This is a genomic window from Nostoc sp. TCL26-01 (genome assembly GCF_013393945.1).
Lineage (GTDB): Bacteria > Cyanobacteriota > Cyanobacteriia > Cyanobacteriales > Nostocaceae > Trichormus.
The window spans coordinates 4995146-5011276 of record NZ_CP040297.1; the positions used below are offsets into that span (position 1 = coordinate 4995146).

Sequence of the window (16131 nt, forward strand, 5' to 3'; positions counted from 1 at the left end):
ATAATTGCTTGAGGATTTCACAGTCTTAGGACTTACGTAGTGTCACTAAAGTTTCTGGCTTTTTTGCCAATAGTCAATACTCAACAGTTCAAAAAACTTAATTTTGACTATGGACTATGGACTATGGACTATTGACCACCCTCAGAAGGGTTTATTGGTTGAGTGCGTAAGTCCTAAGTCTATTACTATTTAAAATAGGCAATTTTTTTCAGAGGATAATTCATGACTATTTGGGTAAATGAACAAATTGATCCATCAGGAATGATTCATGCCTGTATTGCTTGTTGTGATGAGTCGCAAGCTAAGGACTGTCATGAGTCGTTCCAGAACAATTTAACCGACTTCCAAAAATCAGCTGGTTGGGTGGCAAGTTTGCGGACAGTTGCATCTTGGGATGAAGTACCAGTTAATGCTTTAAAACTTGATTAACTAGAATAATTTGGCTGAATTTTTGAGATGATTTGCTTAGACAGGGAGAGAGAAGTGGGTAAGAAGTTTTACATATGGTGATTATTTATCTGCAAGATTAGTATCAGACGAGGTTAATAAATTATAAAAATCAGATTAAAACTTCACAATTAAGAGGTAACTCTTTGATCAAAAACTAACTTTGACTAAAAATTTGATAAGTTTTTGGAAGTGTTAAGAGTTATCATCGATTTTAAAGAGTAAATTAAAAAGTTGCGAAAACCGAATCGATGTGGTGAATTATCCCAGAGTTTATACTGCGGAGCATACTTGTCCCATTAATTTGGTTGGCAAACAGGGACAAGCGGTGCAAATTTCTATTCACTCTCCCAGTCAGTATATCTGTGCCAACCGCGAACGGATATTACCAGATTGGCAACAGCAAACTCTATTTTGGGTTGTGATTGTTTTACAAAAGTCCCGATATCCTTTAGTGACAAGTACACCCGAAATAGAAATAGAAAAGGAACTTTTGCGGGAGAGGTTTATGCGATTTGGTTTTGACCTTGCTTTTAATTTACGCGATCGCAATTATTTAGCAGACCTCATAGATCCTCGTACTGGCTACCCTCTACTTTCTCGTCCTGGGGCAATCCCCCACAATGATACAGCAGTTGTCAAGGCTTTACTTCACTACCCTGTTTTAAAAAACAAATGTTGTGTCCTCGTACATCCCACTTGGGGTACGTTTGTTTATCCCAGTATTTTTATCTCCGCCGCACCACCAATGATTGTGGAATGGGCGACTAAAAGCGTAGCATCTAGTCACGGGTGGCAAGAGGTTAGTTAAGCTTCAACTATTCTTAGGCTGTCGCAAATACTGAGAATTGATGGGGCCGAGAACTTGATTGAGGCTTCTAAGTTGTTCGGCGGTTCCCATGCAAATTAGGGTGTCTCCTGGCATTAAGACGGTATCGCCGGTGGGGCCACCGATGAGTGTACCATCAAGACGACGAATAGCCAGGACTAATGCTCCTGTTTGCGATCGCAATTTAGCTTTTTGCAAGGTTTGACCGACGAAGGGACAAAAGGCTGGGTCAAGTAAAAATTCTTCCATGTATAATTGACGGTCTGCACCTGTAAGAATCCCATCTACAAAGTCTAATACTTGTGGTCTGAGGGCTGCCGCAGCCATGCGCTTACCACCTGTAATATACGGTGAAATTACTGCATCTGCACCGCCACGTTGTAATTTTTGTAGCGCTTCTTCCGTGCTGGCTCTGGCGATCGCTCTAATTCTTGGATTCAAGGTTTTCGCTGACAATACAGTGTATAAATTTTCAGCATCAGAAGGTAGAGCAGCAACTAAACACATTGCCCGGTCAATACCCACTTTCAACAAGGTATCATCTAAAGTAGCATCACCTTGATAGACTATATAACCTTCGGTTTGCGCTCTTTCTACGGATTCCAACTCAGAATCAATCACGACAAACTGTACACCTTCCGCGCGAAATTCCTTCGCAATTTGCCGACCAGTGCGACTAAATCCACAGATAATGTAATGTTCTGATAGAGATTCCATTAATCGCCTTTGTTGTCTTAGTCGAATACCTTGTTGAAAGTAGCCCTGAATAACTGCTTCCGTAAACCTGTTGACAATGTAACCAATATTCACCACACCCAATAAAATCAGGGCAATGGTAAACAACCTGCCTCGGCTACCCAGGGGGTGTGTTTCACCGTATCCCACAGTAGCTAAGGTGATGACCGTCATGTAAGCAGCATCTTCCCATGACCAGCCCTCGACTAGCTTATACCACAAAGTCCCAATGAGAAAAACACCACCGAGAGCGATCGTCCCGGCCATTAATTCTTGTTGAATGCGTTTGTATTTTTGCTCAAAGGTTGAATACAAAGTTATTTTTCACCATCGTCACAGGTTTGAAGATATATAATGTTAAGCTCAAGATAATGTAAAAGACACACTAAATTTTTAAGAATCTCTAGGAAACTAGTAAGTAAGTATACGATTAAGCATCCGCAGGAGGAGCGTTAGTGAGCCTACAAACTCTGCTAGAGCAAGCCACGAACCCCCCATCAGGTTCTGTTGCATCTAGTCCCTTTAGCGCAGATAGCTTTGACGCATCTGTCATGTCCACCTATGGCCGATTTCCCCTCGCCCTAGAACGGGGTGCAGGTTGTCGAGTTTGGGATACCCAAGGACGGGAGTACCTAGATTTTGTGGCGGGGATTGCCACTTGTACTTTAGGACACGCCCACCCAGCGATGGTAGAAGCAGTGACACGCCAGATTCAGAAGCTGCATCATGTCTCTAATTTGTACTACATTCCCGAACAAGGTGAACTAGCTAAATGGATTATTCAACACTCCTGTGCTGATCGTGTATTTTTCTGTAACTCTGGTGCAGAGGCAAACGAAGCCGCAATTAAACTGGCGCGCAAATATGCTCACACAGTTTTGGACATTGAAAAACCAATTATCCTCACAGCTAACGCCAGTTTCCACGGTCGGACTTTAGCAACTATCACCGCCACAGCCCAACCAAAGTACCAGAAATATTTTGACCCTCTAGTACCAGGATTTCATTACGTACCATACAACGATATTAGTGCTATAGAAGCAGCAATTAGTGAGTTAGATGAGGGAGATTACCGCGTTGCTGCCATCTTAATTGAACCATTACAAGGTGAAGGTGGCGTTCGTCCGGGAGATGTAGAATATTTCCAAAGACTGCGGAAGATTTGTGATGAGACTGGTATTTTGTTGATTTTCGACGAAGTGCAAGTTGGTATGGGACGCAGTGGTAAATTATGGGGTTATGAATATCTGGGTGTTGAGCCGGATATCTTCACCAGCGCCAAAGGTTTAGGCGGCGGTATCCCCATTGGGGCAATGATGAGTAAGAAATTCTGTGATGTGTTCCAACCAGGAGAACACGCTAGCACTTTTGGCGGAAATCCCTTTGCCTGTGGAGTCGCACTGGCAGTTTGTCAGACATTAGAAAAAGAGAATATTTTGCAGAATGTGCAAGCTAGAGGTGAACAACTAAGAGCAGGATTGAGAGCGATCGCTGCTAAATATCCCCATCATCTCACTGAAGTGCGCGGTTGGGGTTTAATCAATGGTTTGGAATTACAAGCAGATATCCAGTTAACTGCTGCTGATGTCGTCAACGCTGCGATTAAGGAAGGCTTATTACTTGTACCCGCAGGGCCAAAAGTCGTTCGTTTTGTTCCACCATTGATTGTGACAGAGGCAGAAGTCAGCGCGGCGTTGCAAGCAGTTGAGAAAGCGATCGCCAACATCATATGAAAGAATGTAGAGACGTTGCAGTGCAACGTCTCTACATGGATTTCAGGCAACGCAGAATTAAATTCGGTCGATGTCTATTGACTATTGACTATTAACCACCCTCAAAAGAGTTTATTGGTTGAGTGCGTAAGTCCTAAGTCACTAGTCCATAGCTAAGATTTCATAACTAATAACTAATGACTAATGACCAATGACTAATGACTAATGACTAATGATTAGATGAATCTTCCTCAGGTAAGATTTGATTGACGTTAATAACCCAGGGTATACCTTGATTTACGGGAGAACTAATACTAATTTTAGCTTGGTTAGCATAACGTTTTAACTGACTGGCCAAGTAAGGAACAATCATCATGATATTTTGGTAACTCTCGATATCATGACAAACCATCACTAGCATGAGAATACCGCTATTAACCTTAAAATACCAATGACAACTAGATAACAAAATGCGTATTGAATGCTTACACGCTAAATAAAAACTCTTCTTGGTTGTCTCTTCTAGCTGACTGAGTAATATTTCACTAATCAGCGTTGTTTTATGTGTGGGCAAATCGTCGGGAGAAAGATATGGTTGTTTCATAGAAGTTCGCCCTAATTTTCTAGAGTAGATGACGGATGTAAACCCCAACTCTTTGGTAATGATGACAGAAGCATCATCATTAATTGGTTAGTTACATCTGGTACAAACATCGTTTAGTGTGACTTCCGTTCACTCCCTTACAACTGTTTATATAGTTGACTTAGCCTGTTCTCTCATTTTCCTCAGATTTCTTTAGCAATTAATCTACAAAAATCAATATTGTTTAGCCTTTCGTGACAATGAAGATGAGAGTGCTGAGTGCTGAGTGAGAGAGTGAGGGAGTGAGGGAGTGAGGGAGTACTGAGTGGTGAAGAATCGGACTATTGACCATTGACCATTGACTATTGACTATTGACCAATGACTAATGACCACTGACTCCTTTCCCCCTACACTCAAACAGATGTAACCCCAAGCGCTGTGAGAGTTCTTCGCAGACTTTCACCCCTCGGACGCTGTTACCGCGAATATCAAGAGGTGGGGAAAATACAGCAATTCCCATCTGGTTAGGGACTACAGCCATAATTCCGCCACAAACGCCACTTTTGGCGGGAATGCCAATTTTGTAAGCCCATTCACCAGCAAAGTTATACATCCCACAGGTGTACATGACGCTGAGGATATCTTTTATATATGTACTATCTACAGCTTGTTCTTTTGTGATGGGGTTGACACCTTTGTTGGCTAGAGTCGCCGCCATCACAGCTAAGTCACGACAGTTCACCATCACAGCACACTGCTGAAAATATAAGTCTAAAGCTTCTTCTATATTTTGGTTGATCATGCCAAAGTTGAGCATGAGGTGCGCCATCGCCCGGTTGCGATGTCCGGTGCTGCGTTCGGAGGTAAAGACGGAAATATCAACAAATACGTCATGACCAATGTACCGACGAAACATTTCTAGGACTCGATTCAGTCGTTCTGTAGCTCCAGCACCTTTAATTAAACTAGTGGTGGCGATCGCTCCAGCATTTACCATGGGATTATATGGTCGCTTGGACTGCTCATCTAAAATAATCGCGTTAAATGCGTCTCCTGTTGGTTCCACTCCCACTCTAGTCAAGACATAATCTCGTCCATGATCTTCTAAAGCGAGTCCGTAAGCCAGTACCTTAGAAATTGACTGGATAGTAAATAGTTGTTGATCATCTCCCACCTGATAAACCTGACCGTCTACTGTGGCAATGGAAATACTAAATAGGTCTGGGTTTACTTTCGCAAGTTCTGGTATATAGTTAGCGACTATTCCTTCTTTGAGCGATTTGTATTGAGAATGCAAATCGTTGATCACAGTTAGTAGAGGGGAAGGTAGTATTTCTAAATCTCCTGGATTTGCCATGAGCTAATAGTTTGCTCTCAAAAAGTACGCTTTATCAATTAATCTAGTGTTTAAGAATCAAATGTTACTTTTGATACAAGACAAAATTGCTGCACTCACGATTATGGGTGATTTTCTCTTTCTTTACAATTTATTTTACTTTGTCGTGCAAAAAATTTAGCTACAAGAAATAGCACTTTTTTTTACTTGGGATTACGGTGATTAAATGTCACTAAGGTCACGTTTTTTAACTACTTTAAGAGTAGTATCACATATTTATGTATCATAAAAAATAGATAAAGATAAATACTTATCTTTCGATCACCGTAAAAATCTATTGCTTGAAACTATTGACAATACTAAATTGTCAGCTATCATGAAATAAATGTAAAGCAATTACAACTCAGTATTTTCCGGATGAAAATCTTGTAGTATAATAGATTATTATTAATTTGATGAGAAATTGGTATAAGTTATAAAAACTACAGATTATCCTAGAGAATTCCCTGAAAAAAATCAGCATACTTTGGGCGAATTCCTCCTAGAAAATTGTTAAGTTTTACTAAGAAAAACTTGGTATTTAGAAAAAAAGGTTACATGGGCAAAATCCGCATTTGAACAAGGTTTCACCCTTGTGCAGCGAAATTAATTTGGAAAAAATTGCTAATACCTACGATAAAACCCTGATCCCCAAGGCTAGAAGTTCGTGCTAGTCTGATGCAGTTATAAACAGAAAGTGAAAGCGGAACGAGTTTGCATTTTTAGGAGTTGCCACTAAAAGTGAAACAAGTCTTAAGAGTAAATAAAACTGCTGTTCTACAGTCGCTTTAAAATCGGACGCATGAATCAAAGACATTTGTGGACTATTGCCGCCCTATCTGTAACTGTTTTGGGAACACCAACAGTCGGTAGGACTCAAACTACGAACACCACCGCACCAGTTGCTCAAACAACCGCAACTAGTGACGTAGTTAAAGTAGGGGAGTTTAAATCCTCAGAGGGGAAAATAACCTCGGATGCTGTGATTACGAGCATTCATCCTCACAACATCGGAGGTCGCAGGGCGGCAACCCTGTTTATCCGGAATATTCCAGTTCTCACCTTTACGAGTTCTAAGCCAGTTGCCAATGTGGAGACAAAAGAGGGTGTAATTGGAAATGCTGAGGGCGTGCGATCGTACGCCCTTAATACTGATAACTCAGTTAAAGTGGCGAGTGCTGGAAATTTAGCGGATGCCAGAACCCAAGTTGACTCGCTAAATGATGATCCAGTCAAAAGAGCTAGTTTAGTAGCAGCAAAAATCAACCAGCTAGTTCGGGAAGATGTAAAAGCCGATCAGATTACCGTCAGTTGGCAAGGCGAGGACAAATCATCGGTCGCTACTCAAGCTCAAAACAAAGGTTCCTCTAACCAACAATCGAACGGCGATCGCTTTATCATCAAAACCAGTAATCAAGAATTGGTGGAAATTAATCAAAATACCCGCCTAGCGGATACCACCAACAGTTTGGCACAAGACGCATTACAAGCCACTAATCGCCTACGGCGACTCATAGGTAATGCCTCTCCTCTCAGCCAGATTGCTAATTTACCGACACGTTCACCAGTGTCCATCCCCAAAATACCGCAGGAGATTGCGATCGGCGGAGTCCGGCTGAGTTTCCGAGGGATAGCATCTTATTATGGCTATGACGGTTCTGGTAGCCAAACTGCCAGTGGCGAGAGATTTAACCCCGAAGCCATGACAGCAGCGCACCGCAGCTTGCCTCTGGGGACAAAAGTGAAAGTAACCAACACCCGCAACGGTCGTTCTGTAGTTGTCAGAATCAATGACCGTGGCCCATACATTCGGGGTCGCATCATTGATGTGTCTACTGGTGCAGCCAGACTTTTGGGTATGATCGGCAGTGGCGTTGCTCCAGTGCATATTCAAGTATTGGGAAGATAGAGGACAGGGTACTGGGGATTGGGTACTGGGAGAAAGCACATAATATGGAAAGGACGCTGAACTAGTCCCTAGTCGCCAATCCCCAATCGCCAATCACTAATCTCCAATTCCTAAATCCTCTGGTTCAACTATCTCTTAACCCCTATTTCAGATATAAACTAACGGGGGAGAGGTTCAAGAAGAACTAGGGGTATTTTTTTGTGCGCCTGCTGACAACGGTTGCAGCTTTACGCTGCTATTTAAAGAAACGTCGCTTAGAAAATCAGCTGACAGTATCAGCAGAACAGATACTGGATGGCATAACTAACTGGTATCAGACAGCAATCGGTCTGGTTCCGACTATGGGTAGTTTGCATCAAGGTCATTTAAGCTTGATTGAACGGGCGCGACAAGAAAATTCCACGGTGATTGTTAGTATTTTTGTCAATCCCTTGCAATTTGGCCCCAAAGAAGATTATGGACGCTATCCAAGAACGCTAGAACAAGACCAACAATTGTGTGAACAAGCGAGTGTGGATGCCATTTTTGCACCTAATCCGGAAGAATTGGGAATTCCGGCGAAAAATATACAGGAATCTCTGGTTACACAAGTAATCCCTCCATCTGCTATGATATCTGGCTTGTGTGGTCGTTCTCGGCTAGGTCACTTTCAGGGTGTGGCAACGATTGTGACCAAGCTTTTAAACTTGGTACAACCTGATCGTGCTTATTTTGGTCAAAAGGATGGTCAGCAATTAGCTGTGATTAAACGGTTAGTGGCTGATTTGAATTTGCCTGTGGAAATTGTTGCTTGTCCTACGGTGCGGGAAGCATCGGGTTTAGCCTGTAGCTCTCGCAATCAATATTTGACTACCGAAGAAAAACAGCAGGCAGCAATATTGTATCGTGGCTTGTTGCAAGCTGAAGCTGCATTTAAGGCAGGCGATCGCCACAGTCGTGAATTGATAGCAGTGGTACAGCAGGAATTAGCTAAGGTAAGTACTGTTTTCGTGGAATATATTGAATTGGTTGAGCCGACTACGTTAATGCCATTAGATAAAATTCAGGAGGAAGGAATGCTCGCGATCGCAGCTCGTCTTGGTTCTACACGTTTGATTGACAATACCATCTTGCGCGATCGTCAACTTATCATCGCTATTGATGGGCCAGCCGGTGCGGGAAAATCCACCGTGGCTCGTCAAGTAGCAACTAAGCTGGGTTTAGTGTATTTAGATACAGGAGCCATGTACCGTGCTGTCACTTGGTTAGTGCTACAACAGGGTATTGCTATTGACGATGAGTGTGCGATCGCTGAATTAGCCAATAAATGTAAAATAGAGCTTACCCCCAATCAAGATTTAAAATCACCAGTGCGGGTGTGGATTGATAATACTGATGTGACTCAAGCAATTCGTTCCGTTGAGGTGACATCTCAAGTATCAGCGATCGCAGCTCAAACTGCTGTCCGCGAAGCGTTGGTTAAGCAGCAACAAAGCTGGGGTAAAAAAGGCGGACTAGTAGCTGAAGGTAGAGATATTGGGACTCATGTCTTCCCCGATGCGGAAGTAAAAATCTTTTTAACGGCCTCGGTAGGTGAACGCGCCCGTCGTCGTCAGCAAGACTTTCAAAAACAAGGTCAGATGGAAGTAAATCTAGCACAACTAGAAAAAGACATTGCTGAACGTGACTGGAAAGATAGCACTCGCAAAGTTTCCCCTCTGCAAAAAGCCGCAGATGCAATTGAGATTCAAACTGATGGCTTGAGCATATCAGATGTTACCGCACAAATTGTTGACTATTACCAAAACCGTTTGTCTCAATGGTAATTATCACCTTCTAGATATCTGAAAAATTGTAGGTTGGGTTAAGTGCAGCGCAACCCAACATGGATCTTAAAAATCCAGTATGGATATAGGTGTTGGTTTTCCCAAAGCCTTAACCTACTACGTTTAATACTATAGATTTATGAGGAGTAAGTAACATCAAACTTACTTCTTATTTTTATTTGACATCCAAAGGGTAGAGCCACAAGACTGTAAAATTAGCTATATTTAAATTAAGTTAAGTATTTTCGTCAAATCTTCTCAAGCATGGGAAAACAAAGTCATCTAACTTGAGATAGATTTTTAATAATTAAGTACTACACCTAAAGGTAGAAACAATAAAAATTTCCAAACACCAACTCTTAAATTTAGTCAACTACAACTTATCGTAAACTTAAATCAAGAATTAACTTCATTTCTAAAACGCAAGTTTTGAAACTTAATTTTTTTAGAGACAGCTTTTGTTCTCTCAGTTCTCATACTATATAAATGATCAATGATCAAACATTTCACTACTCATTACCCGCATTTCTCACAAGCGGTAGGGGCGGGTTTACAGAAATGATTAATGATTAACAATGATCTTAATGAACCCGCCCCTACAATCTTTGGACAAAGAGAAAACCTCAGTTTAATAAGTCTGGTGAGAAATCCGGGATTAGCCTCTATACCAAAAGTATTAGCTGTTTTTATCTATGAGCATTGATTGACCAGATTTTAGCTTATTTAAAAACTACTTTGTCTTAATCTTCACTTTGGTAGTAGAATGACGATGTTAAGTTTTATATCCCGTATTCAGGATACAAAACTAGTCAAGACAAAAACTGCAATTTCCTAAGCTCTGTACATAGCTTTCAATTGGAAACCGGTCAAGAGAGGACTTCACAAAATGGCATTCACACAAGCACCCTTACCCTACGACTTCAATGCTCTAGAGAAGTATGGCATGAAAGGTGAAACCTTTGAGTATCACTACGGCAAGCATCATAAAGCTTATGTAGATAACTTGAACAAGCTCACCGACGGTACAGAACTAGCAGATAAGTCTCTAGAAGAAGTCATTAAAATCTCCTTTAAAGACTCTGCTAAAGCCGGCATCTTCAATAACGCGGCTCAAGTGTGGAACCACACCTTTTTCTGGAATTCATTGACCCCCGCAGGTGGTGGTACACCTACAGGCGAACTCGCAGCTAAAATCGACCAAGATTTTGGTAGCTTCGACAAATTTAAAGAAGAATTTTCCAACGCGGCTGCAACACAATTCGGTAGCGGTTGGGCTTGGCTAATTAATGATAACGGCACACTGAAAGTGACTAAAACACCAAACGCCGAAAATCCTCTAGCTTATGGACAAAAGGCACTCTTAACTTTAGATGTTTGGGAACACGCCTATTACATCGACTTTAAAAATGCTCGTCCTGCTTTTATCAAAAATTTCTTAGATCAGTTAGTTAACTGGGAATTTGCAGCAGCAAATTATGCTCAAGCTTAACTCCAATTTTCTCTAACATTGATCTGTAAATAAAGTAAGCAGTCACGACTCTAATCGTGGCTGTTTTATTCTCTAAATAGTCACATATTTGCATATCAAAAAGCTAAAAATAATATGGATAGTAAAGAATTAGCACAATATATAGAATCCACAAATAGCATTGCTAAACCCTGGCTATTAGTGCAGTTGCGCTTAAAAAAATTACAAGAATGCCGAGACACTATGTCAGAAAATGACTATGCTGAAAAATTAGCAGATATTCACCAAGACTTAATGAATCTGGGAGAATGGTGGCAAGGACTTGAAGATGAGGTGTTTTAGAGGTAGAGTTATAGGTAAAAAAATTAGACGAAGAAAACACGCCCTAGCCTCTATTTATTGACATAGTTGAGCTTTGGATATTTCTGGCTGTCTTCTATTAAAAGATACTTCTCTGACAAAATCTTTTAAAGTTTTGTCTTGATTGATAGCGCTTTCTACTGTCTTCATTCTGATCAGTATTGAACTGTAATCTCTACCACTCAAAGTAGTTGTGACACCAAGAATTTGAGTAATTCTGGTAGCCATAATTTCAAAACTGATATTGGCATAATCATCAATCAGTTTTGATAATTGCCGTCCTGTATCCGCCGCCGTTACAAGTTTAGATACAGCATCTTCTAGCATCTTTTTTTCAGCAGTGTTAACTTGTATCCATTTATCTATTTGTTCAGCTACTTGACGTTTAATATCCTCAGAATTTGCTGGTGAATTATTAAACTGTTTGCGGAGTTGCTGTAACTTGATACTGATAAGTACTCGTTGGGGATTGTTGGGTTTAGGTGGTCTTTCTTGAATTTGTTTTGCTAAGAGTAACATCTTAACTGTTAAGCATCTCGCAGGTTGAGCAGATTGAGAAACTATTTTAGAACTACCATAATCTATGTTTTCGAGATTTTGAAATATCTCTAATGCTGTATCATATTCTGCTGTTAATGCTGCTAAATCTTGATCAAAACTGGATGGTTGTTTATTGGTTTCGTTATCTTGGGTGATAATTTTATCTACGGCTCTAATATCTCTAAAGTTAATAGTGGGATCTGTGAGTAATTGTTGAGTAATTAAATCACGAGAGAGTTCTGGGGATAGTGGAACATTATTCAGTTGATATATTTCTTTGAGTGATGCGATCGCTTCTACTACTTGCTCATGAAATTTCTCAGTAGTTATTCGCAACATTGTTCTTCTTTCTTGTGTGCAACTACTGAGAGTCAAGCTCATAGTCAAGGTTAATATACTATATTTAACTATCCAGGGAACAGGGTGAAAAGTCTTTCGGTGTCTAAATTTGATCATCTGTTAATGTTTTAATCACCTTGGCTATTGCTATAAGCACTATTCATCAATTTTTCAAAATATATCTAGTCTGTAAATAAACAAAAAGCCCACGGATGTGGGCTTTCTCAATTAATGACGGAATAAACTATGGCTGTACTTACCGTTTTGCCAATTTCTTCGCCATCTTCCGCAGCCGAATTGATTGTGGTGTAACTTCCACTAATTCATCAGGGCCGATGTACTCCAAAGCACGCTCTAAACTCATGTCTATTGGCGCTTGTAATTGTACTAGTTCATCGCCACCAGCAGCACGGTGGTTAGTTAACTGCTTGGTTTTGCAAACATTCAGTTCTAAATCTTGGGGACGATTGTGTTCTCCCACAATCATACCTCTGTAAACTTTAGTACCGGGAGTGATAAAGAATGAGCCTCTATCTTCAGCGTTTTTCATGGCGTAGAAGGTGGAAACACCCTCTTCAAAGGAGATGAGAACACCTTTGTTACGGGCTTCAATTTCCCCACTGAGTTGACGGTAATCTAGGAAACTGTGGTTCATGATGCCTTCACCACGAGTCATCCGCATAAATTCACCCCGGAAACCAATCAAACCACGGGCGGGAATGACAAACTCTAGTTGAGTGCGATCGCCACTACCAGGCTGCATATCTTGCATTTCGCCTTTGCGTTGTCCTAAGCGTTCGATACAGCTACCAACAGCATCAGCAGGAACGTCTAGCACCAGCAATTCATAAGGTTCGCAAGGTTGTCCGTTGATTTCGCGGTAAATTACTTGTGGCTGAGATACTTGGAACTCAAAACCCTCACGGCGCATGGTTTCGATTAAAATACCCAAGTGGAGTTCACCACGACCGGAAACGAGGAATTTATCGGGAGAATCGGTTTCTTCTACTCGCAGGGCGACGTTGGTTTCTAGTTCGCGGAATAGGCGATCGCGTACTTGTCTTGATGTCACCAATTTACCTTCTTGACCCGCAAAAGGTGAATCATTCACCCAGAAAGTCATCTGTAAGGTTGGTTCATCTACTTTAATTAGTGGTAAAGCTTGGGGTTCGTTGGGGTCGGTAATTGTTTCGCCAATATAAGCATCAGCAAAACCAGCCACAGCCACAATGTAACCGGCGGTAGCTTCTTCCATTTCTACCCGCTTCAAGCCTTCAAAACCCATCAACTTAGTAATTTTGCCCTTGACAATATTACCACTTTCTGTCACAAGTGCTGCTTGTTGTCCAGTGCGGATAGTGCCGTTGTGAATTCTACCAATGACAATCCGTCCCAGATATTCAGAATAATCTAAGGTTGTGACTTGCAATTGTAGAGGCTTGTTGATGTCGCCTACTGGTGGTGGAACGTGTTGCAGAATGGCATTAAACAGAGGCTGCATATCTACTGCTTCTGCTTCCATGCTCTCTTTGGCATAACCGCCCATACCGGAAGCAAACAGATAGGTAAAATCACATTGGTCTTCATCTGCACCTAGTTCCAAGAACAGATCCAAAACTTTATCAACAGCAACGTGGGGATCAGCCTTGGCGCGATCAATTTTGTTGATGACAACAATGGGGCGTAGCCCTTTTTCCAAAGCTTTTTTCAACACAAACCGTGTTTGCGGCATGGGGCCTTCATTGGCATCGACAATCAACAGACATCCGTCAACCATGCCGAGTACCCGTTCCACTTCACCACCAAAATCGGCGTGTCCCGGAGTATCAACAATATTGATGAGGGTTTCTTTGTAGCGAACGGCTGTATTTTTCGACAGGATGGTGATACCCCGTTCTCGTTCTAGAGCGTTGGAGTCCATGACGCAATCCGGAACGTCTTCGCCTTCGCGGAAAATGCCGGATTGTTTGAGGAGTGCATCAACCAGGGTGGTCTTGCCGTGGTCAACGTGGGCGATAATGGCGACGTTACGAATTGGGAGCGTCATAGAGGCTTTCGGTAAAATTTAGAGAGAATTTTTGAGTTTACATTGGTGTGCTAGGCTGTTTTAACAGAATTGGGGATGTTCGGCAAATTCTGTAAAGAAGCTTTAATAATTCTAGCGTAATTGTCACAATTCTAGGAGCTTTGTAAATGTGGCTGCGATGGAGAAGTAAATAGCCGATTGAGATCAATAGCTTTCAGCGTCACATTTCCTACAAAGCATATTTGCCAAAGAACACCCACTTAAATAAATCTGCAACATTGAACATCAGGTTTAGAGGGTGTTGGAAAAGTTTCAGTAGGTATAAAAATGTCATTCTGACTGGAGCGGAGCGTCAGTCAGAATCTAGGTTTTGTGGCACATACCGAGATGTTTCATTCCGCTACGCTGCATTCAACATGACAAAGAAACAGACTTTTCCAACGTCCTCTTAATAAACTTAGTCTGTTTCACCTTAAAATACTTAATATGATCGATATATGATCGATGGCAAACAAAGAACTGTTGCAAATCATTGAAAAAGCTGCTAGAGAAAATCTAACAGAGCTAGACCTCTCTGGCGAGGGACTGAGGAGCCTGCCGTCAGAAATCTGCCAACTTTCTAACTTGATGTGGCTATTTCTCGATAACAATCAACTGAGCAGCCTGCCGTCAGAAATTTGCCAACTCTCTAACTTGACAGGGCTATACCTTGATAATAATCAACTGAGCAGCCTGCCGTCAGAAATTTGCCAACTCTCCAACTTGATCATGCTAACTCTCAAGAACAATCAACTGAGTAGCTTGCCGCCAGAAATTTGCCAACTCTCAAAGTTGATGGGGCTACACCTTGATAATAATCAACTGAGCAGCCTACCGCCAGAAATTTGCCAACTCTCCAACTTGAAATGGCTATTCCTCGATAACAATCCATTAATCTTTCCACCACCTGAAATTGTCAAACAAGGAAAGCAGGCAATTTTCACTTATCTTCGAGAAACTTTAGAGGATAGCCAAAAGCATTGATTCGTAATAGTTGAAAGGGCTAGTCTTAAGTATCTGCTATTTTCTCGGATACACTTCAAAATAGATCCATGATCATGACAGTAATCTAGTAATGACTACATCTGCCCATACACAAGCTTCGCTCTTAACAGCGCGAGATCCTCAGTTTATTGCATCATTAATGCCTGTATGGGAGTGGTTTTACCGTTATTACTTCCGAGTCACCACTGATGGATGGCATCATATCCCCAGGGAAGGCAAAGTGCTGCTAGTCGGTTCTCATAATGGTGGCATGGCTTCACCTGACATGGTGATGATGATGTACGATTGGTTCCGGAGATTTGGGACTGGGCGTTTGGTGTATGGTTTAATGCACCCTTATGCTTGGCAGGTGAGTCCACAAATAGCTGGACTAGCGGAAAAATTAGGCGCGATTCCTGCACACCCAAAAATGGCTAATGCTGCTTTTGATTTGGGTGCTAGCGTTCTCGTTTATCCTGGAGGACAATATGATATGTTTCGTCCTCACAGCCAACGTTATCAAATCCAATTTGCCGGTCATAAAGGTTTTATCAAACTGGCATTAAAACAAGCCGTTCCCATTATTCCTTTGATATCAGTTGGCGCTCATGATACGTTGATTGTCTTAGGTGATTGCTACGATGTAGTAAAACAATTACATCAACAGGGTTTACCTTGGTTATATAAAATAGATCCAGGTGTTTTTCCCATATATTTAGGTTTGCCCTGGGGTTTATCTATCGGCCCTCTACCAAATATTCCCCTACCAATCAAAATTCATACTCGTGTTTGTAGTCCGATTATTTTTGAAAGGTATGGCGAAGATGCAGCCAAAGACCGTAACTATGTAAATGCTTGTTACGAACTTGTTTGTACACGAATGCAGCAAGAATTAGATGATTTAGTCATTAGTCAATAGTCAATAGTCAATAGTCATTAGTTATTAGAACTGACAACTGACAACTCAGCACTCAGCACT

The 16131-nt window shown here is 41.5% G+C and carries 14 protein-coding genes; 9 read left to right on the plus strand and 5 right to left on the minus strand.

Going from position 1 to position 16131, the window contains the following annotated elements; genetic code table 11:
- Positions 1–222: 222 nt before the first annotated feature.
- On the plus strand, positions 223–429 hold the full coding sequence (locus FD725_RS21600) for a glycogen debranching protein (protein WP_179050047.1): 207 nt from the start codon (positions 223–225) through the stop codon (positions 427–429).
- 271 nt (positions 430–700) lie between these two features.
- On the plus strand, positions 701–1258 hold the full coding sequence (locus tag FD725_RS21605; RefSeq protein ID WP_179050048.1) for a methylmalonic aciduria and homocystinuria type D protein: 558 nt from the start codon (positions 701–703) through the stop codon (positions 1256–1258).
- A 3-nt stretch (positions 1259–1261) separates the two neighbouring features.
- Here the strand turns inward: FD725_RS21605 and FD725_RS21610 are convergent, their stop codons facing one another.
- The gene (locus FD725_RS21610; RefSeq protein WP_306296881.1) at positions 1262–2326 is read right to left on the minus strand and encodes a TrkA family potassium uptake protein; all 1065 of its coding nucleotides are present in this window, start codon (positions 2324–2326) and stop codon (positions 1262–1264) included.
- A gap of 140 nt (positions 2327–2466) precedes the next feature.
- Here FD725_RS21610 and FD725_RS21615 point away from each other — a divergent pair, with 140 nt between their 5' ends.
- Positions 2467–3744, plus strand: coding sequence for an aspartate aminotransferase family protein (locus FD725_RS21615; RefSeq protein ID WP_179050049.1), 1278 nt, complete (start codon positions 2467–2469; stop codon positions 3742–3744).
- Positions 3745–3952: 208 nt separating this feature from the next.
- Here the strand turns inward: FD725_RS21615 and FD725_RS21620 are convergent, their stop codons facing one another.
- Together FD725_RS21620 and glsA are read right to left on the minus strand one after the other, a co-directional pair.
- Complete coding sequence (locus tag FD725_RS21620) at positions 3953–4327, minus strand: hypothetical protein (RefSeq protein ID WP_179050050.1); 375 nt, start codon at positions 4325–4327, stop codon at positions 3953–3955.
- 362 nt (positions 4328–4689) lie between these two features.
- Positions 4690–5664: a glutaminase A gene (glsA, locus tag FD725_RS21625; RefSeq protein WP_179050051.1), complete on the minus strand. Its 975-nt coding sequence runs from the start codon at positions 5662–5664 to the stop codon at positions 4690–4692.
- Positions 5665–6484: 820 nt separating this feature from the next.
- On the opposite strand from glsA, the gene FD725_RS21630 reads away from it, so the two are divergent.
- The 4 genes from FD725_RS21630 to FD725_RS21645 all read left to right on the plus strand — a co-directional run bounded on the left by FD725_RS21630 (position 6485) and on the right by FD725_RS21645 (position 11206).
- Positions 6485–7591 (plus strand): septal ring lytic transglycosylase RlpA family protein, encoded by a 1107-nt coding sequence (locus FD725_RS21630; RefSeq protein WP_179050052.1) that lies wholly within the window; start codon positions 6485–6487, stop codon positions 7589–7591.
- A gap of 200 nt (positions 7592–7791) precedes the next feature.
- Complete coding sequence (locus FD725_RS21635) at positions 7792–9396, plus strand: bifunctional pantoate--beta-alanine ligase/(d)CMP kinase (protein ID WP_179050053.1); 1605 nt, start codon at positions 7792–7794, stop codon at positions 9394–9396.
- A gap of 886 nt (positions 9397–10282) precedes the next feature.
- Positions 10283–10885 carry a superoxide dismutase gene (locus tag FD725_RS21640; RefSeq protein WP_179050054.1) on the plus strand — a complete coding sequence of 201 codons (603 nt, stop codon included), beginning with the start codon at positions 10283–10285 and terminating at the stop codon, positions 10883–10885.
- Between the two features lie 114 nt (positions 10886–10999).
- On the plus strand, positions 11000–11206 hold the full coding sequence (locus FD725_RS21645; protein WP_179050055.1) for a hypothetical protein: 207 nt from the start codon (positions 11000–11002) through the stop codon (positions 11204–11206).
- A 54-nt stretch (positions 11207–11260) separates the two neighbouring features.
- Here FD725_RS21645 and FD725_RS21650 read toward each other — a convergent pair whose 3' ends face one another.
- Positions 11261–12103 (minus strand): hypothetical protein, encoded by an 843-nt coding sequence (locus FD725_RS21650; RefSeq protein ID WP_179050056.1) that lies wholly within the window; start codon positions 12101–12103, stop codon positions 11261–11263.
- A 256-nt stretch (positions 12104–12359) separates the two neighbouring features.
- A complete protein-coding gene (gene typA, locus FD725_RS21655; protein WP_179050057.1) occupies positions 12360–14150 on the minus strand; it encodes a translational GTPase TypA in 1791 nt (596 codons plus the stop codon).
- A 483-nt stretch (positions 14151–14633) separates the two neighbouring features.
- Here typA and FD725_RS21660 point away from each other — a divergent pair, with 483 nt between their 5' ends.
- Both FD725_RS21660 and FD725_RS21665 read left to right on the plus strand, forming a co-directional pair.
- Complete coding sequence (locus FD725_RS21660; protein ID WP_179050058.1) at positions 14634–15152, plus strand: leucine-rich repeat domain-containing protein; 519 nt, start codon at positions 14634–14636, stop codon at positions 15150–15152.
- Positions 15153–15243: 91 nt separating this feature from the next.
- Complete coding sequence (locus FD725_RS21665) at positions 15244–16071, plus strand: lysophospholipid acyltransferase family protein (protein ID WP_179050059.1); 828 nt, start codon at positions 15244–15246, stop codon at positions 16069–16071.
- Positions 16072–16131 lie beyond the last annotated feature (60 nt).